This is a genomic window from Bacteroides sp. AF39-16AC (assembly GCF_003602735.1).
Classification (GTDB): Bacteria; Bacteroidota; Bacteroidia; order Bacteroidales; family Bacteroidaceae; genus Bacteroides; species Bacteroides uniformis.
In genome coordinates this window covers 240,596-262,385 of record NZ_QTLN01000004.1, presented here as the reverse complement: position 1 = coordinate 262,385, position 21,790 = coordinate 240,596, and the positions used below count along the sequence as shown (strand labels likewise).

Genomic DNA, 21,790 nt, shown 5'->3' with positions numbered 1-21,790 from the left:
TGAGCAATCAAGCTGTGCGCACCTATCGGGAATACCTAAGAAAATATCATAACGGGGAATTACCGCACGGTCAAGCTTACGTATATGAAAGCATACCAAAAAGAAAAATCTTCGTATTCTGTGAAGGATGTTCGTATGTTTCATTCCTGCTGTTTATCATCGTATTGGTTACATATACTATTGTAAGGAGTTTCTGTTAATTATTTCATGTTACGAAGTATCTTTTTAAAAACCCTCCAACAAAAGTATAGCACAAAGGGGAACAGTACCATTTGAACAATAGTCTGTATCACATAATTTACAGACAAGGCATCAATCGCATACTCGATTGGTGAATCCTTAATGTAATCTATTATTTCATTCATATTCTCTCTATTTTCGATTAATATTCGTGCCCCGATAAGCTCTCTCTGCTCTTCCCACCGGAGTTATCAGCTACTGTACTTCGCTGCATGACCGTTCGGGGCATGTCGGCTTCTTATTTCGCACCGTTGCAAATCTTTCGCTCGTTCTGAACTTCCATTCAGACATCGTCGCAAATTCTTGCTACTCCGGGTATCTCTCGCGTCCTCTATGCTGGGATTGAGGGTAAGCGCCAGTATCGCTTTCTGGAACGGATTGCTTAGGGCAATCACTCCATCTCGTTCTCCGTCTCCCATCAAAGGGTAGGCTCAATGACCGGACGGAGAATCTTTCAATTCGCCCATGCAAGGCTTTGCACGCCACTTGCGCAAGTATTCATGTTAAGCGTACAGCTGTTCTGCATGGTATATGTAGCTGCCTTTTCTGCGAATAATTATCTTAATCGCCTACGTAACGGGAACCGAAGGCACCTTTGCTGTTCTGATTGTAGTAAGCTGAAGCTGGAGCGTTGCAGTAATCATAAGAACTTCTTCTTTCCGGTCGTACCAAAGCTGCTTTCATTACTTCTTTCTCAGCCTTTCTCGCTTCTTCATCAGCAACACGTTTCTTTTCGTTAGCCCAAGCGAGTTTCAAGCAATCACCGAAAGTCTGTACACCGTGAGTAAGCTGGTATAGCTTGAAATACTTTCTGTATATCTCGTGAGCCGCTTTCATAATCTTGTGTAAATCGTACTTTTTCATTGTCTTACTCCTTTTTAGGTATGTTGTTTTTTTGGTTATCTCACTCAAACTTCGCATCTTTGCTGCTGTTGTCGTTGTTGACGTTGCAAATATACTATCATTTTTGATTATAACAATCAATTATGATATATTTATTAGTTAATAAAATATAATATGATTGTATGACCTTAAGAGAATTGCTGAAAGAAAAGGGAATAGCCTATAAAGTTGTATCCGATGCCTTAGGTATTCACCCCAACAATATGCCACGATATGACGACTTAATGAAGCGTAGCGTAGAAGAGGTGATGATTATATCTAAGGCAACGAATATAGACCTATCAGAATTGATTGGAATTTCATTACCAAGACAATCAGAAGTACCAACCCCCATCACCAACGAACGCCTGTTCTCCGTCATAGAGAGCCAGCAACGTACCATCGAGAACCTTTCAAAGAAATAACTATGGGGAACTGGAGCGAACAACAAGCAGTAAAGCAAGAACGGAAAGAAAAAGATAAGACTAGACGAGACAAACTCGCAGGATATTTCTTCGACTTATCCAAACTTTCTTTCGCTGGGTTGGTCATAGGAATTACACTACCTTTGTTCTCTGACACCCAAAACGCAACAATGTGGCTCGTTGCTATGTTTGGAATAGTATTAACCGTATTGTCGGCATTGCTGGCAAACAAAATATTAAAATAGTATGGAAGTATTAATATTCGTTTTCGCAGTAGGAGTAGCAATAGTAGGCGGTATTTACCTATGGACATTCACCAAATCAGGCAAGAAGTGGCTTGCAAGTCTGTAATTATTGCATCCTTTCAAATAGACAGCCGTCAGAACGAACCCATAGAGGTTAAGAACTGAAAGGGTGGTAGAAATACTACCCCTTTTTAAATTTGCAACATCAATAAATCAAAGAACTACTCCTTTTTAGGTATTACTTTAATTTTGCCAACTCAACTATTTTTCATTATTTTGTAGTCGTTGTTGACGTTGATGTTGCAAAGATACTAACAGTTAGTACAAATACAAACTTTTACTATCTAAAAGTTAGTTTATTTACAACATTTAACTAACTGTTAGTATATTCAAATATGGAAGCTTGGAAAAGAGTTGAATTTATTATTGAAAAAGAAGGCTTGAATAAGAATTCATTCAGTAAAGCTATTGGTATATCTAATAATGTAACTATCACTCGCATTATTAACGAGCATCGTACACCTTCACGTGCAACATGTGAAAAGATAGTTAGTGCATTCCCTGCATACAATTTAGAATGGCTACTAACTGGTGAAGGAAATATGCTTACCGATGCTCCATCACAGACGTACCACTCCAACGCCCGCCCAGTTGACGATTTAAGCTACATGAACGTGCCCGTTATACACATCAAAGCACAATGTGGTTATCTCGCCGGATATGGAGATACCGAATATATAGACACCTTGCCCACAATGCCGGTAATCGTAGATAAGACCTATCACGGAAAATACCGCATATTTGAAGCAGAAGGTGACAGTATGGATGACAACAGCAGGCTTGCCATCTGCGATGGTGACAAGGTTTTAGCAAGGGAAGTAAGACGTGACCTTTGGCTTCCCAAACTTCATATTAACGACTGGTACTTCGTTATTGTACACCGTACAAACGGCATATCCATCAAGCAAATCACGGCCCAAGATGATAAAGGTAATATCACCTGCCACTCGCTCAATGAGTTATTCAATGACTACACCGTTAACCTTGATGATGTAGTGGAGATATACAACGTGATTAAGGTTGTTGAACGCAATATGAGACTATAATATCAATCTAAAAAGTAAAATACTATGGATTTTAAAGACACTATTAAACAGCTTGCTGATAGAATTGAAAAGCTGAAAGATAACATTCAGACAGAAGAAGCTACTAAAAATGCTTTCATCATGCCCTTTATTAATGCTCTGGGATATGATGTGTTCAATCCTTTGGAAGTATTGCCAGAAATGACCTGCGATATTGGGACCAAGAAAGGAGAAAAGATTGATTATGCCATCATGAAGGACGACCAGCCTATATTGCTGATTGAATGTAAGCATTGGAAGCAAGATTTAAACCTACATGATAACCAACTACTACGCTATTTCAACGTATCAAAAGCTAAGTTCGGACTTTTGACCAATGGAATTATCTACCGCTTCTATACAGATTTGAAAGAACCCAATATAATGGATGATAAGCCTTTTTTGGAAGTGGATATTACGGATTTAAGGGATAATCAAATCGAGGAACTGAAAAAATTCCATAAATCATACTTTGATGTGGACAATATTCTGAACTCAGCCAGCGAATTAAAGTACATGGGAGAATTAAAGGCTATTATCCAAGAAGAATTCTCCTCGCCTAGCACTGATTTTGTGAAAATGTTTGCTACCAAAGTTTATGAAGGTAGAATGCTTCAAAATATAATAGACCAATTCACACCTTTAGTCAAACGCGCTATCTCTTCACATATCAACGATATTATTAATGACCGTTTGAAAGGAGCTTTGACAGTTAGTGATTCCAAAATAGAGGAAAGCCAAACAAAAAACAGTGGAAACACATCAGAAGAGACTACAGAAGAAGTAAATACAGAATCCAAGATTGTCACTACAGAAGAAGAGTTAGATGCATACAGAATTGTAAAAGCTATCTGTAGAAAGAAAGTAGATATATCCCGCATAGTATATCGTGATGCACAGACTTATTTCAGTATTCTGCTTGATGACAACAATCGCAAACCTATTTGTCGTATGTATTTCAATACAGCCACTAAGTATGTAGCCACTATTGATGAAAACAAGAAAGATGTGAAACATGTTATTGAAACCCTAGATGACATCTATAATTACGAGGATGATTTCTTCAAGACAATAGACATGTATGAGCACAAAGATTGATGTCAATTCGATTATAGCAAATATGAATCAAATAATTACCGAATGCTCATGTCAGTGGAAAACTCCAAACCATTGTTCCCTCACCCCTACCTGCAAAGGCTGGGGGTGTCGGTTCCTTGCCACTCCCATAGATAAGTTGCCGACCACCGACAAGGAGAAAGCAAAACTGTTCTCCAAGGTATACCGGGAAGCGAAAGAAAAGGGTGTACTGGAATGTCCGCACTATCGTTCGCTTTTCATCGACGAGGTTCTAGAGAACATTGAGAAAAGTAACGTTATACAACAAAACATGAGCTGATTTTTCCTATTTATTGTCGACATCAGATTTAAACCAGCCTATAAAGAAGTGATACACAGATTATAGCTATATTTTCAATACAATAAGTCTAGTTTAGTTTTTGTGTGAAGCACTTCCTCCGTAAGCGAACGCTGGAAGTGCTTTTTACATATCAACACTATTTAATCCACAAGCAGAAAAATTATCAAAGCAAATTTAAAAAACTATATATAACTACATATCAAACACCAACATAACATTCATTTTCTTATCTTTAATACAGAAACAAGTGGGCACGCATGTTTTATGATTTTACTAATCACATCTGTATAATGTTAGTTTCGCGACAACCATTATACGGTAATAATCTTGTAAATTATGGAAATCAAGAAAACATCCAAAGCAAGCCTGGAAAACAAGAAGTCAAGTTGGCTACTTGTAGGTTATGTAATTGTGCTGGTCTTCATGTTCGTTGCATTTGAATGGTCGAAGCGTGATGTTAGGATTGACATGAGCGGTGCTATTACCGAGAACGTATTTGAGCAGGAAATTGAAATTCCTATCACGGAGCAACCCGAATTAGTAGCTCCACCACCCCCTCAAGCTCCTGCAATTGCCGAGGTATTGACAATTGTGGATGATAATGACAATGTGAAAGAAACAGCCATTGCCTCTTCCGAAGAAATCGGTGAAGCTGTAATCATCAAACCCATATCTCCAACCGTAGATGAAGAGATTCCGGTAGAGGATGAGATTTTTGAAGTTGTAGAGAAGAATCCTGAGTTTTCTTATAATGGCATGAGTCTGATGCAATATCTGGGTAAGAGTATAAAATACCCGACTATTGCACAAGAGACCGGAACCCAGGGGCGCGTAATAGTACAATTCGTTGTCAACAAAGACGGCAGCATCGTAGATGTAAAAGTAGTAAGAGGCGTAGATCCCTATCTGGACAAAGAAGCTATCCGTGTGATTTCCACCATGCCCAAATGGAAACCCGGTGAGCAACGAGGCAAACCGGTCCGTTGTAAATTCACAGTTCCCGTAATGTTTAAATTACAATAGCAGACATGCCAGTGTCCACTTTCCACTTGTCTTCATAAGGTAATCTCCAATATCCGAGGGTGTGTCGAAACTGGTATTCACCACAGATTACACAGATTTGCACAGATAAGTATCTTTGACTATCAGTAGATTAAGCTCATTCTGTGTTAATCCGTGTAATCTGTGGTGAATTTTGACACACCCCCATTTTTTTAAGTATCAACACAGCCATTTCCTTCTTCCATATTTTTCTTTCCGCAGAAAAACAAAAACATTCAGCCCTCTCAGACTGTTACATAGAAAAACAATATATCACTCCTGATAAAACCACACGATAATGAAATCACAACTCTTTGACATCAGAAGAGAATATAAGAAAGGCAGGCTGACACCGGGTAACCTCAACGACAATCCCTTTGAGCAATTCGACCATTGGCTGAACGATGCTATCCATAGTGATGAGTACGAGCCCACCGCCATGACGGTAGCTACAGTCTCGACAGACGGGCATCCTTCTACACGCACAGTGTTGCTGAAAGGGGTGGAAAATGGCCGTTTCATCTTCTTCACCAACTACGAAAGCAGGAAAGGCCGGCAACTGACTGCAAATCCGTATATATCCTTATCTTTCGTATGGCACAAACTGGAAAGGCAAATACACATTGAAGGAAAAGCTGAAAGATGCGCTCCTGCCGATTCTGACGCCTATTTTGCAAGCAGGCCTTACAAAAGTAAAATCGGGGCGAGGATTTCACCCCAAAGTCACGTCATCGGCAGCCGTATGGAGATAATGCGCGCGTTCGTCCGCGAAGCGGCAACATGGATAGGGCAAAGTATCAAACGTCCCGACAACTGGGGAGGTTTTGCCGTCACCCCTTTCCGTTTTGAATTCTGGCAAGGACGGGAAAGCAGGCTACACGACCGTTTCCTCTATTCCCAACAAGCGGATGGCAGCTGGAAAAAGGAGAGGCTGGCTCCCTAAATACGGACAGGGAAACACTTCTCATCACAAATAAATCTTAAAAGGAGGAACAAAGCCACAGAAACGCTGTTTGAAGGGGAAACTCTAAAAACAACAGTTATGAATTACGGTATCAGTATTCTTTTCAGGGCTATACCCTTGTTGATGGCCCTTTTCTGTTTCGGCTACGGAGCCTTTGTGCTCCACGAAGGACTGGATTCGGCAAAATTTGTGGCCGGTCCGGTAGTATTTTCCTTAGGGATGATTTGCATTGCCTTGTTCGCCACAGCGGCAACAATCATTAGACAAATTATTCATACCTACAATCCGATAGCCAGATACGCACTTCCGGTTATTGGTTACCTGGCAGCCGTACTCACAGTAATCTATGGTTGGAATTATATGCACGAAGCTGCCACGGCAAGCAATTTCGTGGCAGGACACGTGATTTGCGGAGTCGGTTTCATCACAGCTTGTGTAGCTACCACAGCCACAGCCTCCACCCGCTTCACCCTCATTCCCGCCAACTCGGAACGTACCGACCAGCTACAACCTGCCGATGCATTCAATTCCTCCCAGGGATATATCCTGATAGCAGTTGCCACCCTTATGGCAGTAATGGCATGGATATGGGCCTTCTGGCTATTGTCAAAAAGCAGCGAGCACAATGCATATTATGTAGCAGGCCATGTCATGGCAGGACTTGCTTGTATCTGTTCCAGCTTGGTGGCGCTGGTTGCAACCATCGTCCGCCAGATACGCAACAACTATACAAAGGCTGAACGGAAACAATGGCCGGCCCTTGTTTTGATAATGGGCAGCATCAGCATTCTCTGGGGACTTCTGGTCTTGGCCAACAGCAATCCGGCACTCTCCTCCACAGGATATATTATGATAGGCCTGGGACTGGTATGCTACAGCATTTCCAGCAAAGTCATACTACTTGCCGCCATCTGGCGGAACACTTTCAAGCTGGCCAACCGCATCCCGCTGATTCCGGTCTTCACGGCCCTGGCTTGTCTGTTTCTCTCCGCCTTTCTGTTTGAGATGGCAAGCCTGCACAATGCCTATTTTGTCCCTGCACGCGTACTGGCAGGTTTGGGAGGCATCTGCTTTACATTATTCTCCATCGTAAGCATTCTGGAGAGCGGTACATCTAAGTAGACATTTTCCCGCCATTGGCCTGAGCATCGAGGAACAATTCCACACGCTCGGCATGGTGGGCCACATAAGCTGCCGGACCGGTATCCCCGGAATCAAGAATATCGCGGACCACATCCGCCTTATTCTTGCCGGTAATAAAGAAAATAAGATTCTTCGCAGCAAACAAAAGGCAGCCGGTCATGGCTATGCGTTTCTGCCCATTATAGGGATTGACACTCACCTCATAAGGATGAAAGGAAGAAAGCAGATATTCCTGCCCCGGAAAGATAGAGGAGGTATGCCCGTCGTCTCCAGCACCGAGCAAAACGACATCGAAGGCCGGGAAGCCACCCCAAAGCGGAACCGTGCGGCAAACCAGCGTCGAATAGTTCTTTGCTTCAATCTCCGGGCGGTTCACTCCATAAATAGGGTAAACGTATTCATCGGGCATGCCTACTTCATCCAACAGCAAACGGCGCATAGTACCATAATTGCTCTCATAATCCTCTGCCGGCACACACCGTTCATCCACCCAATAAATCCGCATCCGCATCCAAGGAGTCACCTCCTTGTACTCGTTGGCCCAAATGTCAAACATCAGCGAAGGAGTACTTCCCCCACTGAATGCAAAATAAAAGGTCTTTTCCGGCTCACGCTCCATCATCGCAATCAAATGTTCAATCAACGCATGTGCCGTAGCTGTAGCCGAATGGTAAACATAACTTTTCATAACTCGCAATATTCATCTGTATTAGTCAAATTCTTACACGGATTAGTCCACTCAGCACCATGTTCGTGCATCATCGCTTCACTTTCCAAAGGTCCCCACGTACCTACGGGATACCCATATAAAGGAGCATCCGTATGCTCTTTCCAATAGCGCAACACGGGATCGAAAAAGCGCCATGAAGCCTCTACCGCGTCGCTGCGGGTAAAGAGTGTAGGGTCACCTTGTATGCAGTCCTCTATCAGACGGGCATAGGCATCGCCGGTAGGCAACCCGCCCAACTGGTCATAACTGAAGTCCATCATCACCTGCTTCACGTCAAATCCCGGTCCGGGAGTCTTCATGCCGAATTTCAGCACAATGCCTTCATTGGGTTGCAGGCGGAGAATCAGCTTATTCGCGCGGGGACAATGTCCACCCTCGCAACGAAACATCTGATGGGGCGTCTCACGGAAATGTACAACAATCTCAGTCACCTTTGTCGGCATTTGTTTGCCGGTACGGATATAGAAAGGAACACCCTTCCACCGCCAGTTGTTAATACCGATTTTCATGGCAATATACGTTTCGGTACGCGAATCAGGTGCCACGTTCTTCTCTTCCCTATACCCGGCTTTCGAGCCCGAAGCCGTATATTGTCCGCGGACAATGTGTTCCTCCAAATCCTCCTCTGTCAAGGGGGCCAATGACTCATAGACCTTCACCACCTCGTTGCGGAAATTATCGGCATTGAAAACGGCAGGCGGTTCCAATGCTGTGAGCGCCACAAGCTGTATGAGGTGGTTTTGTACCATATCGCGCAGGGCTCCGGCACCTTCATAGAATCCACCACGTCCTTCGATACCCAGATTCTCTACGGCTGTAATCTCCACATAGTCTATATAATTACGGTTCCATAGCGGTTCGAAGATTCCGTTGGCAAAACGGAAGGCGAGAATGTTCTGCGCCGTTTCCTTACCCAGAAAATGGTCGATGCGGTAAATCTGATGCTCCTTGAAAACGGAAGCATAAATGCTATTCAGCTTTCTGGCTGACTCCAAATCGTAACCGAACGGCTTTTCAACGATGATACGCGTATCAGGACGGTTCAGACCGGCCGCCTTCAAGTGCAAGGGAATGACACCGTACAAGGAAGGTGGAGTAGCCAGATAGAACAGCAGGTTGTCCGGTTTCTTCTCACCGGTAAACTCTTGTAAACGTCCGTCCAGCAGATGATAACCTTCAACCTCGGCGGGATCCAATGTCTGGTAATGCAGATGGCTGCAAAAATCCCTCATTTTATCTTCCACCTGCTCTTTGGAAGCTACGAACTTACTCAATTCACTCATTATATATTCTTGGTAACGGGCATCCGTATACTCGGTGCGTCCTATCCCCAGAATGGAGAATCCTTCCGGCAACCGCCCGCCACTATATAAAGTATAGAGCGCCGGCATCAGTTTGCGCTTCGTCAAGTCACCCGAAGCGCCGAATATAACAATCACTAATTTATTCATCATCTTCTCCCCCTTTCTCACACATTGTACGTACCCGATTTCGTATCTCCTCCGTGTCCCGTCCAATTTTCATGGAAAAACTGTCCACGCAACTCGTCTGTCCTTTCAAAGGTATGCGCACCAAAATAGTCACGTTGCGCCTGAATCATATTGGCAGGCAACTTGGCAGACACCAGCGAATAGAAATAATTCAAGGCGGACGAGAATGCAGGCACCGGAAGTTCCTCTTTCATGGATTGTGCCACCAGATGTTTCCAGCCGGAAAGCAACAGCTGCATTTCATTTTTGAAATAAGGTGCCAACAGCAGATGTTTTGGCTTGTCTTTTGCCTCGAAAGCCGTAGCTATGTCGTTCAGGAAAATACTACGGATGATGCAGCCGCCCCGCCACATGCGTGCGATGGATGCCAAATCGAGGTTCCAGGCAAAAGCGTCGGATGCACGCTGCAACACGGCAAATCCTTGAGCATATGACACCAATTTGGAAGCATAGAGTGCGGAATAGATATCCTTCACCATCTCCGACTTGTTGTACACCGCCTGCGAGCGTCGGCACACAAATTGCTTGGAAGCCGTTTCACGCAAACCCTTCTGTGCCGACAAACTACGTTCGAACACAGCCGTAGCAATCAGCCCCAACGGCATGCCCAGCTCCATCGCATTGATAACGGACCACTTGCCCGTACCTTTCTGTCCGGCGGTATCCAATATCTTATCTATCAGGTAACCTCCTGATTTGTCCTTATGACGCAGTATGTTGGCGGTAATTTCAATGAGATAGCTACGCAACTTACCCTCATTCCAATCAGCAAAGATTTCCGCCATCTGTCCATTGTCCAGACCAAGCAGATTCTTCATCACCCAATAAGCTTCGGCAATAAGCTGCATATCTCCATATTCGATACCGTTATGTATCATCTTGACGAAATGACCGGAACCGGCAGGACCAATCCACTGGCAGCACGGAGTACCGTCAGATGCTTTTGCCGCAATACTCTGCAGGATAGGCTTCACCTCAGGCCAGGCACTTTCAGAGCCTCCGGGCATGATAGACGCGCCGTTCAGCGCCCCTTCCTCTCCACCGGAAACTCCGGCTCCCACAAAACGGAAGCCTTTCTTTTCGGCCAATGCCACACGCCGGTTGGTGTCCTCATAATTGGAATTACCACCGTCAATCAAGATATCCCCTTCGGACAAATGGGGAAACAGCTGTTCCATCAGCTCATCCACCGCACTGCCGGCACGAACCATCATCATTATTTTGCGAGGTGTGGTAATGGAAGTTACAAATTCGGCTATGTCTGTATAGCCTTCAATTTTTTTCCCTTTGGCGCGGCCGTTCACAAAACGTTCCACCACCCCTTCTTCCACTCCCGGAACCGTACGATTATATACCGAAACATTCCATCCCTTATCTGCCATATTGAGGGCCAAATTCTCGCCCATAACTGCCAGACCGATAAGTCCAATGTCTGTTTTATTTAAATTCTTCATATTCATGTAAATTTTGTCTTTATATGGAAACAAAATGCTAACAGCATTTGTTCGTATGAATTACGAAAATAAAATAGTACTTTTGTCAGCGAAAGCCTATTTTTCAACCAGACAGAAAACCAATGCTCATGAAGAACTTCCACATCGGACTATTGCCACGCATCATCATTGCCATTATCTTAGGTATACTTTTCGGAAATTTCCTACCGGCTTCGCTGGTACGGCTGTTCGTAACATTCAATGCCATTTTCAGTGAATTCCTGAACTTCTCCATCCCCCTCATCATTGTGGGGCTAGTCACGATTGCCATTGCCGACATCGGCAAAGGAGCCGGACGGATGCTGGTCTTCACAGCGCTCATTGCTTACGGAGCTACCCTATTCTCCGGCTTTCTCTCCTACTTCACCGGTGTGGCGGTATTTCCTTCCCTCATAGAAACCGGGGTGCCGTTAGAAGAAGTCAGTGAATCTCAAGGTATTCTTCCCTATTTTTCCGTGGGCATCCCGCCATTGATGAATGTTATGACCGCACTCGTACTTGCCTTCACACTGGGGCTGGGCCTGGCTCATCTGAAAAGCGAGGTACTGAAAAATGCGGCGCGCGATTTTCAAGAGATTGTCATCCGCATGATCAGTGCAGTGATATTGCCGCTGCTTCCCATCTATATTTTCGGCATTTTCCTCAACATGACGCACAGTGGACAAGTATTCGGCATCCTGATGGTCTTTATTAAGATTATCGGTGTAATCTTCCTGCTTCACATCTTTCTCCTGGTATTCCAATACAGCATTGCGGCACTGTTTGTCCGCAAGAACCCTCTCAAACTACTGGGACGAATGATGCCTGCCTACTTCACGGCTCTAGGCACTCAATCCAGTGCCGCCACTATCCCTGTAACATTGGAGCAAAGTCGGAAGAACGGCGTCTCTGCCGATATTGCCGGATTCGTCATCCCACTTTGCGCCACCATCCATCTGTCGGGCAGCACATTGAAGATTGTGGCATGCGCCCTGGCACTGATGATAATGCAAGGCATGCCCCATGATTTCCCTCTATTTGCAGGATTTATCTTCATGCTGGGCATCACTATGGTAGCCGCTCCCGGGGTACCGGGAGGCGCCATCATGGCATCACTGGGCATCCTGCAATCCATGCTGGGCTTCGACGAGTCGGCACAAGCGCTGATGATTGCACTATACATAGCGATGGACAGCTTCGGTACTGCCTGCAATGTGACGGGCGACGGGGCAATCGCACTGATTATCGACAAAGTGATGGGAAAGAAATAGTTTATATTTTGCTATCTCGTGGAAAATAACGAATATTGCAGTCCGAAAAGACATAATAACAAGAAGCATACATTATGAAGAAAGCCCTTATCTCCGGCATTACCGGGCAGGACGGCTCGTTCCTTGCCGAATTCCTCCTGCAGAAAGGATATGAAGTGCACGGTATCCTGCGTCGCTCTTCCTCTTTCAACACCGGCCGCATCGAACACCTCTACTTCGATGAGTGGGTACGCGACATGAAACAGAAACGTACCATTAACCTGCACTATGGAGACATGACAGACTCCAGCTCTCTCATCCGTATCATCCAGAGTGTGCAGCCGGACGAAATATATAACCTTGCCGCTCAAAGCCATGTCAAAGTATCCTTCGACGTGCCCGAATATACCGCCGAAACCGATGCCGTAGGCACCCTGCGCATGCTCGAAGCCGTACGCATTCTCGGTATGGAAAAGAAGACACGCATCTACCAGGCCTCCACTTCCGAGCTCTTCGGAAAAGTGCAGGAAGTGCCGCAAAGCGAAACGACCCCGTTCTATCCCCGCAGCCCCTATGGCGTAGCCAAACAGTATGGCTTTTGGATTACAAAGAACTACCGCGAAAGCTATGGCATGTTTGCTGTAAACGGCATACTCTTCAACCACGAGAGCGAACGCCGAGGTGAAACCTTCGTGACAAGAAAAATCACACTGGCGGCTGCCCGCATCGCCCAAGGCTTCCAGGACAAGCTGTATCTGGGCAATCTGGATGCCCGGCGCGACTGGGGATATGCCAAAGACTACATCGAGTGCATGTGGCTCATCCTGCAGCACGACACCCCCGAAGACTTCGTCATTGCCACCGGAGAAATGCATACCGTACGCGAATTTGCGACACTGGCATTCCGGGAGGTAGGCATCACTCTGCGCTGGGAAGGCCAGGGAGTGGACGAGAAGGGTATCGACACACAGACCGGAAAAGTCCTCGTGGAAGTCGACCCCAAATATTTCCGGCCTGCCGAAGTGGAACAATTGCTGGGCGACCCCACCAAAGCAAAAACACTGCTGGGATGGAATCCGAGGCAGACCAGTTTTGAAGAGTTGGTACGCATCATGGCAGAGCACGACATGAAATTTGTGAAGAAACTGTATTTAAGAAGCAAAGAGCTTTGAATGAACAATTAAACTTTCAGACAACAATGTTAGACAAAAATGCCAAAATATATGTAGCAGGCCACCGGGGACTGGTAGGTTCTGCCATCTGGAAAAATCTTGAGGAGAAAGGATACACCAATCTCATCGGCAAGACCCACACAGAACTCGATCTGCTCGACGGAGTTGCCGTACGCCGCTTCTTCGACGAGGAGCAGCCCGAATATGTATTCCTTGCCGCCGCCTTTGTGGGTGGCATTATGGCCAACAGTATCTACCGTGCCGATTTCATCTACAAGAACCTGCAGATACAACAGAACGTCATCGGCGAAAGCTTCCGCCACGGAGTGAAAAAACTTCTCTTTCTTGGCAGCACCTGCATCTATCCCCGTGATGCCGAACAGCCGATGAAAGAAGACGCACTCCTCACTTCTCCGCTGGAATACACGAACGAGCCCTATGCCATCGCCAAAATAGCCGGACTGAAAATGTGCGAAAGCTTCAATCTTCAATACGGTACGAACTACATTGCCGTGATGCCCACCAACCTTTACGGTCCCAACGACAACTTCGACCTGGAACGCAGCCACGTGCTCCCTGCCATGATACGCAAGATACACCTCGCCCACTGCCTGAAACAAGGCGACTGGGATGCCGTACGCCACGACATGAACCTGCGTCCGGTGGAAGGCATCAACGGCGACAGCAGCAAAGAAGACATTCTGAATATCCTCCGGAAATACGGCATCAGCGAAGAAGAAGTGAGATTATGGGGTACCGGCACCCCCTTGCGCGAATTCCTCTGGAGCGAGGAGATGGCAGATGCCAGCGTCTTCGTCATGGAACACGTCGACTTCAAAGATACCTTCGAGCCGGACGACAAGGAAATCCGCAACTGTCACATCAATATCGGTACGGGCAAGGAAATCACTATCCGCCAGTTGGCAGAGCTGATTGTCAACACCGTAGGCTATCAGGGCCGGTTGACCTTCGACACTTCCAAACCCGACGGCACCATGCGCAAACTGACCGATCCCGGTAAGTTACATGCATTGGGATGGCATCATAAGATTGATATCGAGGAAGGTGTGCAACGCATGTACCGATGGTACTTGGGAAAGTAATTAGTGACGTCTGATTAGCCATGAATGCCATACGGTACAAGGTGGGAACTGTATTGTTTATATTGCTGATACTTTTATCAGGTATCAGCCCAACCATGAATGCCATGATAGCTCCCGTGACCTATTCCGTTCGCGGCAAAGTCATCGACAGACAGTCCAGACAACCCGTGGCCTACGCCAACGTTTTCGTTGCCGGCATCCCCGGGAAAGGGGCATCCACCGATTCACTCGGCACATTCAAGATAGAGCAGGTACCTCCGGGCATCTATAGCCTTGAGGCATCCTGCATAGGATACCAGACTGTTTCCACCCCCGAATATATTGTTTCAGCCTCAACCCCGTTCATCGAGATAGAGATGGAAGAGGATGCCAATCTGCTGAACACAGTAGTGGTGGTGCCTTCTCCCTTCCGGCGAAGTATCGAAAGCCCGGTCAGCATGCGTATCATCGGCTTGCAGGAAATAGAGAAAAGTCCCGGAGCCAACCGGGATGTTTCGCGCATCGTACGCTCCTATCCCGGCGTCTCTTTCTCTCCCATCGGCTATCGCAACGACTTGATTGTTCGGGGCGGTTCTCCTTCCGAAAACCGCTTTTATATGGATGGCATCGAAATCCCCAACATCAACCACTTTGCCACTCAGGGTGCATCCGGAGGACCGGTAAGTATTGTCAATGCCGACCTGATACGCGAGATTACATTTTATACGGGCGCCTTCCCCGCCAACCGCTCCGGAGCCTTGAGTTCCGTCCTCGACTTCCGCCTCAAGGACGGAAATCCGGACAAGCAGGCGTTCAAAGCCACCATCGGCGCATCGGAAGTCTCGCTCAGCGGAGCAGGCCATCTGGGGCAGCGCACCACTTATCTGTTCTCCGCACGCCAGTCCTACCTGCAACTTTTGTTCAAGGCTTTGGGACTGCCCTTCCTGCCCAATTTCATTGACGGACAATTCAAAACAAAAACCCGTTTCAACGAGCACAGCGAGCTGACCCTGCTTGGTCTTGCAGGCATTGACAAGATGAAACTGAATACCGATGAAAAAGGAGAAGATGCCGAATATCTGCTCAGCTATCTCCCCACTATCCATCAGGAAACATTCACTCTCGGAGCCTCTTACAGACACTACAATGGAAGGCACGTACAATCCCTTATACTGAGCCATAACTACCTGAACAACCGCAATCTGAAATACCGCAACAACGATGACTCTTCCGAAGACAACCTGACCCTGCGCCTACGCTCCACAGAACAAAAGACCACCCTGCGTTTCGAAAACCAAACGCGCTTGGGAGCATGGACCCTAAAAGAAGGAGCAGAACTGAACAACTCCATCTATACAAACCACAGCAGGCAAAGACTATACGGCAGTCATTCGAGTACGCTTTCCATCTACGAAACCTCACTCAACATCTTCGGCTGGGGGGCTTTCTTCTCTTCCAACTATACCACCGCCGACAAGCGTCTGGCCCTTTCTGCCGGTATCCGTATGGATGGCAACACTTACAACCGAAAGATGCGGCAGCTATGGAAACAGTTCTCCCCACGCCTCTCTGCATCCTACAAACTCTCGGAACAATGGACCCTGAGCGGAAGTACCGGCCTCTACCACCAATTGCCTCCCTACACCGCTTTGGGATATAAAGACAATGAAGGGCAATATCTCAACAAAAACCTGAAGTACATGCAGGTCTTTGAAAGCAGCCTCGGTGTGGACTGGCACCTGCAAGACCGGTTCATGGTTTCTGCAGAAGGTTTCTTCAAGCGTTACAGCCGTATGCCACTTTCCCTCCAAGACAACATTCCGTTGGCATGCAAAGGAAACGATTACGGTGTCACCGGCAACGAAGCACTCGTCCCTACAGCCAGCGGCAGGGCCTACGGACTGGAAACCATGTTCCGCTGGCAGGCATCCGGCAAGTTCAATCTCGTATCCTCCTTCACCTTATACCGCAGCGAATACCGCAACCGTTCAAATGGAGACTTCATTCCATCTGCCTGGGACAACCGTTTCATACTCAACATGAGCGGTACATACAACCTGCCCCGGCGCTGGAGCATAGGAGGCAAGCTAAGCTATATAGGCGGCAGCCCCTACACTCCCTATGATGAAGACAAATCATCACTCGTAGAAGCATGGGATGCCAAAGGACAGCCCTACTACGACTATGCGTACTATAATACCGGGCGGCTTCCCAACTTTGCCCAGTTAGACTTGCGTGTGGACAAGTCCTTCTACTTCCATCACTGCATGATAGGAATCTATCTGGACATACAGAATATCACCGGCAACAAACTGAAGCAGCCGGATGTGATAATGAGTACGGGCATCATCGAAAATCCGTCTGCTCCTGTTGCCGAACAGCGCTATAAAATGAAATACCTCAAGCAGGAAAGCGGCACTATCCTGCCTACTTTAGGTATAACTGTCGAATTTTAACAAATAGCCACCATAAAAACTATTTTCCTTATAAAAGTTTGCTTTCTATATATAAACCCTTATATTTGCACAATTTTCAACCAAATGTGCAATTAAATATCATGGAACAAAGTTTTATCGCCTATATAGAGAATAGCATAAAGGAAAATTGGGATTTAGACGCTCTGACCGATTACAAGGGAGCAACCCTACAATATAAGGACGTAGCCCGCAAAATAGAAAAGCTGCATATCATTTTCGAGGCAAGCGGCATCAAGAAAGGCGATAAGATTGCCGTCTGTGGCCGCAACAGTTCCCACTGGGGCGTAACGTTCCTCGCAACATTGACCTACGGTGCGGTAATCGTCCCCATCCTTCACGAGTTCAAGGCAGACAATGTACACAACATCGTGAACCATTCCGAAGCCAAACTGCTTTTCGTAGGCGACCAGGTTTGGGAAAACCTCAACGAAAGTGCTATGCCGTTGCTGGAGGGCATCATGATGATGGCAGACTTCTACATTCTTGTCTCCCGCAGCGAAAAGTTGGACTATGCCCGCGAACATCTCAACGAAATGTTCGGTAAGAAATACCCCAAGAACTTCCGCAAGGAACATGTCAGTTATCACAAGGACCAGCCCGACGAACTGGCGGTCATCAACTATACATCCGGCACCACCAGTTACTCCAAAGGAGTGATGCTGCCCTACCGCAGCCTTTGGTCAAACACTACTTTTGCTTTCGAAGTATTGCCGCTGAAAGCCGGTGACAAGATTGTCTCCATGCTGCCAATGGCACATATGTACGGACTTGCATTCGAGTTTCTGTATGAATTCGCCGTAGGTTGCCACATATTCTTCCTCACTCGCATGCCCAGCCCCAAAATCATTTTCCAAGCTTTCACCGAAGTGAAGCCTAACCTGATTGTGGCTGTTCCGCTCATTATCGAAAAGATTATAAAGAAGAGCGTACTGCCCAAGCTGGAAACTCCCGCCATGAAGCTGTTGCTGAAAGTACCCATCATTAACGACAAGATAAAAGCAACCGTACGCGAACAAATGATTCAAGCCTTTGGCGGAAACTTTGCAGAAGTCATTGTAGGAGGAGCTGCCTTCAACCAGGAAGTGGAGCAGTTCTTAAAGATGATAGATTTCCCCTATACGGTAGGCTATGGAATGACGGAATGCGGCCCCATCATCTGTTACGAGGATTGGACCCGCTTCAAACCCGGTTCTTGCGGAAAAGCCGCACCGCGTATGGAGGTGAAAATCCTATCATCCGATCCCGAAAACATTCCGGGAGAGATTGTCTGCCGTGGTCCCAATGTCATGCTGGGTTACTACAAGAACGACGAGGCCACCGTACAGGTACTCGACAAAGACGGCTGGCTGCACACCGGAGACCTTGCCCTGATGGATGCCGAAGGCAACGTAAGCATCAAGGGACGCAGCAAGAACATGCTCCTTGGTCCGAGCGGTCAGAATATCTACCCGGAAGAGATAGAAGACAAACTGAACAATATGCCGTATGTAGCCGAAAGCATCATCGTGCAGCAGAATGAGAAACTGGTAGGTCTGGTTTACCCCGACTTCGATGATGCCTTTGCCCATGGGCTGAACAATGACGACATCGAACGCGTCATGGAGGAAAACCGTGTGGCACTGAATGCAGAACTGCCCGCATACAGCCAGATATTCAAAATGAAAATCTATCCTGAAGAATTTGAAAAAACGCCGAAGAAATCTATCAAACGCTTCTTGTATCAGGAGGCCAAAGGATAATGTAAAAAACAATTAAACTACAACCTATCTAACCCTTTCTAAATTATTATCTAAATGAGAAACGAATTATTATTATCCGCCATGCTTCCGATATGCGGAATGGCGGGAGAAGCGTATGGCATGCCGCCTGGGGATGCCGTACCTGCTCCAAAAGAGCAGCCAAACATCATTCTGTTCCTAGTGGATGACATGGGATGGCAAGACACGTCCCTCCCCTTTTGGACACAGCGTACCAAGTACAACGATACGTACCATACTCCCAACATGGAACGGATGGCTACACAAGGCAAAATGTTTACGCAGGCCTATGCATGCAGCATCAGTTCACCTACGCGTGTCAGCCTTTTTACGGGAATGAATGCTGCCAGGCATCGAGTCACCAGTTGGACCCTCCGTAAGAACACTACCCATGAACAACCCGACTCGGTCATGATTTATCCGGAATGGAACGTTAACGGCATTTGTCAAGAGCCTGGCGTGGAACGGACCACACAAGTCACCTCCCTGGCCGAAGTGCTCAAAGACCATGGCTATCACACCATTCATTGCGGAAAAGCCCACTTTGGTGCTGAAGGCACTCCCGGAGCCGACCCGTTGAAAATGGGGTTTGAAGTGAACATAGCCGGACATGCTGCCGGTTCACCTGCCAGCTACTATGGCAAGGAGAATTTCGGTAACAAAACAGACGGTAAAAGCCCGCTGGCTGCCGTACCCGGTCTGGAGAAATATCATGGAACCGACACTTTCCTAAGTGAAGCCCTTACCATAGAGGCCATGAAGGCCCTGGACGATGCACAGCAGACTGACAAGCCATTCTTTCTATACATGGCACACTATGCCATCCATACCCCTATACAACCTGACATGCGTTTCTACCAGAAGTACCTGGACAAAGGCCTTCCTCCGGTAGAAGCCGCCTATGCTACTCTCATTGAGGGTATGGACAAAAGTCTGGGAGACATCATGGATTATTTGGACAAGAACAACCTGACGGAAAACACTATCCTCATCTTCATGTCCGACAATGGCGGTTTGGCGGCCCATACCCGCGCCGGACAACTGCATGTCCAGAACTATCCGCTCAACAGTGGTAAAGGTTCCGCCTACGAAGGAGGCATACGTGAACCGATGATTGTCCGCTGGCCGGGCATCGTAGCGCCCCAAACCCAATGCGACCATTACCTGATGATAGAGGACTTCTTCCCCACTATCCTTGAGATGGCAGGCGTAGACAACTATACAACCGTACAGCAACGCGACGGCATCAGTTTCATGCCATTGCTCACCGGAAAAGGTAAAATGAAAGACCGTGATATCTACTGGCATTATCCCAATAGCTGGGGTCCTTCCGGCCCGGGCATCGGAGCCACTTGCTCCATCCGTTCGGGCGAGTGGAAGCTGGTGTATTATTTCGGTGACGGTAGACGGGAACTTTTCAACATCCCCGCCGACATCAGTGAAAAACATGATATGGCCCGAGAGAAGCCTGAAGTTGTCAAAGAGTTGTCACGGAAATTAAGTAATTACCTCCGGTCTGTGGATGCGCAGCGCCCTCTGTTGCGTGCCACCCGCCAACCAGCTCCCTGGCCGGACGAAATATAGAAAAAAGTATGAAACGAAACCTTTCCCTCCTCCTCGTGTCCCTGCTTTTTGCAGGGACAGCTCTTGCCCAAGAACATAATCCGGGCAGCGTACAGCCGGATACGATTCAGAAATCCTCCGAGAAATCTTTCCGGAAACAACGCTCTCCACGAACAGACCATGGCCCGGTAGGTATCAATATCTCCTTATGGAAAAACATCTCCACACAGCGGACTGATACCATAGGAAGCACCTGTTTCAATCTGGGTGTGTTCTCCTCCATGAACCGTCTGAATGGCCTCGGCATGAATATTCTTGGCAGTGTAACCGGCAGGGATGTGAACGGTGTACAGATGGCAGGTCTGTCAAATATGGTGGGGGGAAGCATGCGAGGCATGCAGATAGCAGGAATTACCAACATCAATGGCAACAACCTTATCGGAGTATCCGTTTCGGGACTGGTAGGTATCACCGGAAACCATGCGCAAGGCGTCATCATTTCCGGTCTGGCAAACATCAGTGGGGACTATAATCGTGGCGCCTCCATAGGCGGCCTGTTGAATATCAGCGGAGAAGGTGCTTCCGGCATACACTTTGCCGGACTCGCCAATATTTCCGGTGGAAATTTCAAAGGATTTTCAGGGGCCGGCCTGCTAAGTGTAATCGGTGAAGACTTGAATGGCATGCAGATGTCCGCCCTTACCAACATCACCGCCGGAGATATGACCGGTGTTCAGGTTTCCGGCCTGGGCAATGTGGTGGGTGGTACAGCCCGAGGATTACAAATAGGCGCTGCCAATATGGCCATACGTGCCAAAGGGCTTCAAATAGGTCTATTCAACTACTACAAAGAAAAATTAGATGGTTTCCAGTTGGGATTAGTCAATGCCAATCCCCAAACAAAAGTTCAACTGATGTTTTTCGGTGGTAATGCCACCAAGCTGAATGTAGGTGCCCGTTTCAAGAACCGGCTCTTCTATACCATCCTCGGTGGCGGTACCCATTATCTGGATTTTGGCGATAAGTTTTCCGCTGCCCTCTTCTACCGTGCCGGTCTTGAATTACCGCTCTACAAACAGCTGTTCATCAGCGGAGATCTGGGATACCAACATATAGAAACCTTCAAGAACAAGGACTACGGCATTCCGGCACGTCTCTATGCCCTCCAGGCACGTGTCAATCTGGAATACCACCTGACCGAGCGCTTTGGCATATTCCTCACCGGCGGTTATGGCGGCAGCCGCTACTACACCCAAGGGAAAACCTATGACAAAGGCATCATTGTAGAGGGCGGGGTGACGATACTGAAATTATAA

General features: G+C 47.0%; 19 protein-coding genes. 14 read left to right on the top strand and 5 right to left on the bottom strand.

Features of this window, described 5'->3' with window-relative positions:
- Window positions 1-431: 431 nt before the first annotated feature.
- Window positions 432-659, bottom strand: a complete 228-nt coding sequence (locus tag DW039_RS20815) for a hypothetical protein (RefSeq protein WP_129643998.1) — start codon at window positions 657-659, stop codon at window positions 432-434.
- Window positions 660-801: 142 nt separating this feature from the next.
- On the bottom strand, window positions 802-1,104 hold the full coding sequence (locus DW039_RS06395) for a hypothetical protein (protein ID WP_117600669.1): 303 nt from the start codon (window positions 1,102-1,104) through the stop codon (window positions 802-804).
- A gap of 161 nt (window positions 1,105-1,265) precedes the next feature.
- On the opposite strand from DW039_RS06395, the gene DW039_RS06390 reads away from it, so the two are divergent.
- The 7 genes from DW039_RS06390 to DW039_RS06360 all read left to right on the top strand — a co-directional run bounded on the left by DW039_RS06390 (window position 1,266) and on the right by DW039_RS06360 (window position 7,460).
- Window positions 1,266-1,547, top strand: coding sequence for a hypothetical protein (locus DW039_RS06390; RefSeq protein ID WP_117589216.1), 282 nt, complete (start codon window positions 1,266-1,268; stop codon window positions 1,545-1,547).
- An 847-nt stretch (window positions 1,548-2,394) separates the two neighbouring features.
- Window positions 2,395-2,898 (top strand): S24 family peptidase, encoded by a 504-nt coding sequence (locus tag DW039_RS06380; RefSeq protein WP_147335287.1) that lies wholly within the window; start codon window positions 2,395-2,397, stop codon window positions 2,896-2,898.
- 24 nt (window positions 2,899-2,922) lie between these two features.
- Window positions 2,923-4,014, top strand: a complete 1,092-nt coding sequence (locus DW039_RS06375) for a type I restriction endonuclease (RefSeq protein WP_117589212.1) — start codon at window positions 2,923-2,925, stop codon at window positions 4,012-4,014.
- A 22-nt stretch (window positions 4,015-4,036) separates the two neighbouring features.
- Window positions 4,037-4,312, top strand: coding sequence for a hypothetical protein (locus DW039_RS20810; protein WP_129643995.1), 276 nt, complete (start codon window positions 4,037-4,039; stop codon window positions 4,310-4,312).
- Window positions 4,313-4,669: 357 nt separating this feature from the next.
- On the top strand, window positions 4,670-5,356 hold the full coding sequence (locus DW039_RS06370) for an energy transducer TonB (protein WP_005828058.1): 687 nt from the start codon (window positions 4,670-4,672) through the stop codon (window positions 5,354-5,356).
- A 316-nt stretch (window positions 5,357-5,672) separates the two neighbouring features.
- Window positions 5,673-6,317: a pyridoxamine 5'-phosphate oxidase gene (gene pdxH / locus DW039_RS06365; protein ID WP_005828057.1), complete on the top strand. Its 645-nt coding sequence runs from the start codon at window positions 5,673-5,675 to the stop codon at window positions 6,315-6,317.
- 99 nt (window positions 6,318-6,416) lie between these two features.
- Window positions 6,417-7,460: a DUF2776 family protein gene (locus DW039_RS06360; RefSeq protein WP_119979722.1), complete on the top strand. Its 1,044-nt coding sequence runs from the start codon at window positions 6,417-6,419 to the stop codon at window positions 7,458-7,460.
- Here DW039_RS06360 and pgl read toward each other — a convergent pair.
- The 3 genes from pgl to gnd are packed head-to-tail and all read right to left on the bottom strand — an operon-like array spanning window position 7,453 to window position 11,155.
- Window positions 7,453-8,169, bottom strand: a complete 717-nt coding sequence (pgl, locus tag DW039_RS06355) for a 6-phosphogluconolactonase (protein ID WP_005836269.1) — start codon at window positions 8,167-8,169, stop codon at window positions 7,453-7,455. The genes DW039_RS06360 and pgl overlap by 8 nt on opposite strands.
- Window positions 8,166-9,662: a glucose-6-phosphate dehydrogenase gene (gene zwf, locus DW039_RS06350; RefSeq protein ID WP_057281310.1), complete on the bottom strand. Its 1,497-nt coding sequence runs from the start codon at window positions 9,660-9,662 to the stop codon at window positions 8,166-8,168. The genes pgl and zwf overlap by 4 nt, the downstream gene beginning before the upstream one ends.
- A gap of 17 nt (window positions 9,663-9,679) precedes the next feature.
- Complete coding sequence (gene gnd, locus DW039_RS06345) at window positions 9,680-11,155, bottom strand: decarboxylating NADP(+)-dependent phosphogluconate dehydrogenase (RefSeq protein ID WP_044467607.1); 1,476 nt, start codon at window positions 11,153-11,155, stop codon at window positions 9,680-9,682.
- Window positions 11,156-11,283: 128 nt separating this feature from the next.
- On the opposite strand from gnd, the gene DW039_RS06340 reads away from it, so the two are divergent.
- The 7 genes from DW039_RS06340 to DW039_RS06310 all read left to right on the top strand — a co-directional run bounded on the left by DW039_RS06340 (window position 11,284) and on the right by DW039_RS06310 (window position 21,790).
- Window positions 11,284-12,444 (top strand): dicarboxylate/amino acid:cation symporter, encoded by a 1,161-nt coding sequence (locus tag DW039_RS06340; protein ID WP_057281311.1) that lies wholly within the window; start codon window positions 11,284-11,286, stop codon window positions 12,442-12,444.
- A gap of 74 nt (window positions 12,445-12,518) precedes the next feature.
- Complete coding sequence (gmd, locus tag DW039_RS06335; protein WP_005828049.1) at window positions 12,519-13,595, top strand: GDP-mannose 4,6-dehydratase; 1,077 nt, start codon at window positions 12,519-12,521, stop codon at window positions 13,593-13,595.
- A gap of 26 nt (window positions 13,596-13,621) precedes the next feature.
- Window positions 13,622-14,698 carry a GDP-L-fucose synthase gene (locus tag DW039_RS06330; protein ID WP_034525574.1) on the top strand — a complete coding sequence of 359 codons (1,077 nt, stop codon included), beginning with the start codon at window positions 13,622-13,624 and terminating at the stop codon, window positions 14,696-14,698.
- Window positions 14,699-14,718: 20 nt separating this feature from the next.
- Window positions 14,719-17,133, top strand: a complete 2,415-nt coding sequence (locus DW039_RS06325) for a TonB-dependent receptor (RefSeq protein WP_120381817.1) — start codon at window positions 14,719-14,721, stop codon at window positions 17,131-17,133.
- 101 nt (window positions 17,134-17,234) lie between these two features.
- A complete protein-coding gene (locus tag DW039_RS06320; protein WP_035448166.1) occupies window positions 17,235-18,893 on the top strand; it encodes a long-chain fatty acid--CoA ligase in 1,659 nt (552 codons plus the stop codon).
- Window positions 18,894-18,947: 54 nt separating this feature from the next.
- Window positions 18,948-20,495, top strand: coding sequence for a sulfatase (locus tag DW039_RS06315; protein ID WP_005828045.1), 1,548 nt, complete (start codon window positions 18,948-18,950; stop codon window positions 20,493-20,495).
- Window positions 20,496-20,503: 8 nt separating this feature from the next.
- Window positions 20,504-21,790, top strand: coding sequence for an LA_2272 family surface repeat-containing protein (locus DW039_RS06310; RefSeq protein ID WP_008663090.1), 1,287 nt, complete (start codon window positions 20,504-20,506; stop codon window positions 21,788-21,790).

Coding starts and splice junctions, on each gene's coding strand:
- DW039_RS06310 (WP_008663090.1), top strand. CDS start 20,504: ATGAAACGAAACCTTTCCCTCCTCCTCGTGTCCCTGCTTTTTGCAGGG.
- gnd (WP_044467607.1), bottom strand. CDS start 11,155: ATGAAGAATTTAAATAAAACAGACATTGGACTTATCGGTCTGGCAGTT.
- pgl (WP_005836269.1), bottom strand. CDS start 8,169: ATGAAAAGTTATGTTTACCATTCGGCTACAGCTACGGCACATGCGTTG.
- pdxH (WP_005828057.1), top strand. CDS start 5,673: ATGAAATCACAACTCTTTGACATCAGAAGAGAATATAAGAAAGGCAGG.
- DW039_RS20815 (WP_129643998.1), bottom strand. CDS start 659: ATGGGAGACGGAGAACGAGATGGAGTGATTGCCCTAAGCAATCCGTTC.
- DW039_RS06375 (WP_117589212.1), top strand. CDS start 2,923: ATGGATTTTAAAGACACTATTAAACAGCTTGCTGATAGAATTGAAAAG.
- zwf (WP_057281310.1), bottom strand. CDS start 9,662: ATGAATAAATTAGTGATTGTTATATTCGGCGCTTCGGGTGACTTGACG.
- DW039_RS06395 (WP_117600669.1), bottom strand. CDS start 1,104: ATGAAAAAGTACGATTTACACAAGATTATGAAAGCGGCTCACGAGATA.
- DW039_RS06315 (WP_005828045.1), top strand. CDS start 18,948: ATGAGAAACGAATTATTATTATCCGCCATGCTTCCGATATGCGGAATG.
- DW039_RS06320 (WP_035448166.1), top strand. CDS start 17,235: ATGGAACAAAGTTTTATCGCCTATATAGAGAATAGCATAAAGGAAAAT.
- DW039_RS06330 (WP_034525574.1), top strand. CDS start 13,622: ATGTTAGACAAAAATGCCAAAATATATGTAGCAGGCCACCGGGGACTG.
- DW039_RS06390 (WP_117589216.1), top strand. CDS start 1,266: ATGACCTTAAGAGAATTGCTGAAAGAAAAGGGAATAGCCTATAAAGTT.
- gmd (WP_005828049.1), top strand. CDS start 12,519: ATGAAGAAAGCCCTTATCTCCGGCATTACCGGGCAGGACGGCTCGTTC.
- DW039_RS06340 (WP_057281311.1), top strand. CDS start 11,284: ATGAAGAACTTCCACATCGGACTATTGCCACGCATCATCATTGCCATT.
- DW039_RS20810 (WP_129643995.1), top strand. CDS start 4,037: ATGAATCAAATAATTACCGAATGCTCATGTCAGTGGAAAACTCCAAAC.
- DW039_RS06325 (WP_120381817.1), top strand. CDS start 14,719: ATGAATGCCATACGGTACAAGGTGGGAACTGTATTGTTTATATTGCTG.
- DW039_RS06380 (WP_147335287.1), top strand. CDS start 2,395: ATGCTTACCGATGCTCCATCACAGACGTACCACTCCAACGCCCGCCCA.
- DW039_RS06370 (WP_005828058.1), top strand. CDS start 4,670: ATGGAAATCAAGAAAACATCCAAAGCAAGCCTGGAAAACAAGAAGTCA.
- DW039_RS06360 (WP_119979722.1), top strand. CDS start 6,417: ATGAATTACGGTATCAGTATTCTTTTCAGGGCTATACCCTTGTTGATG.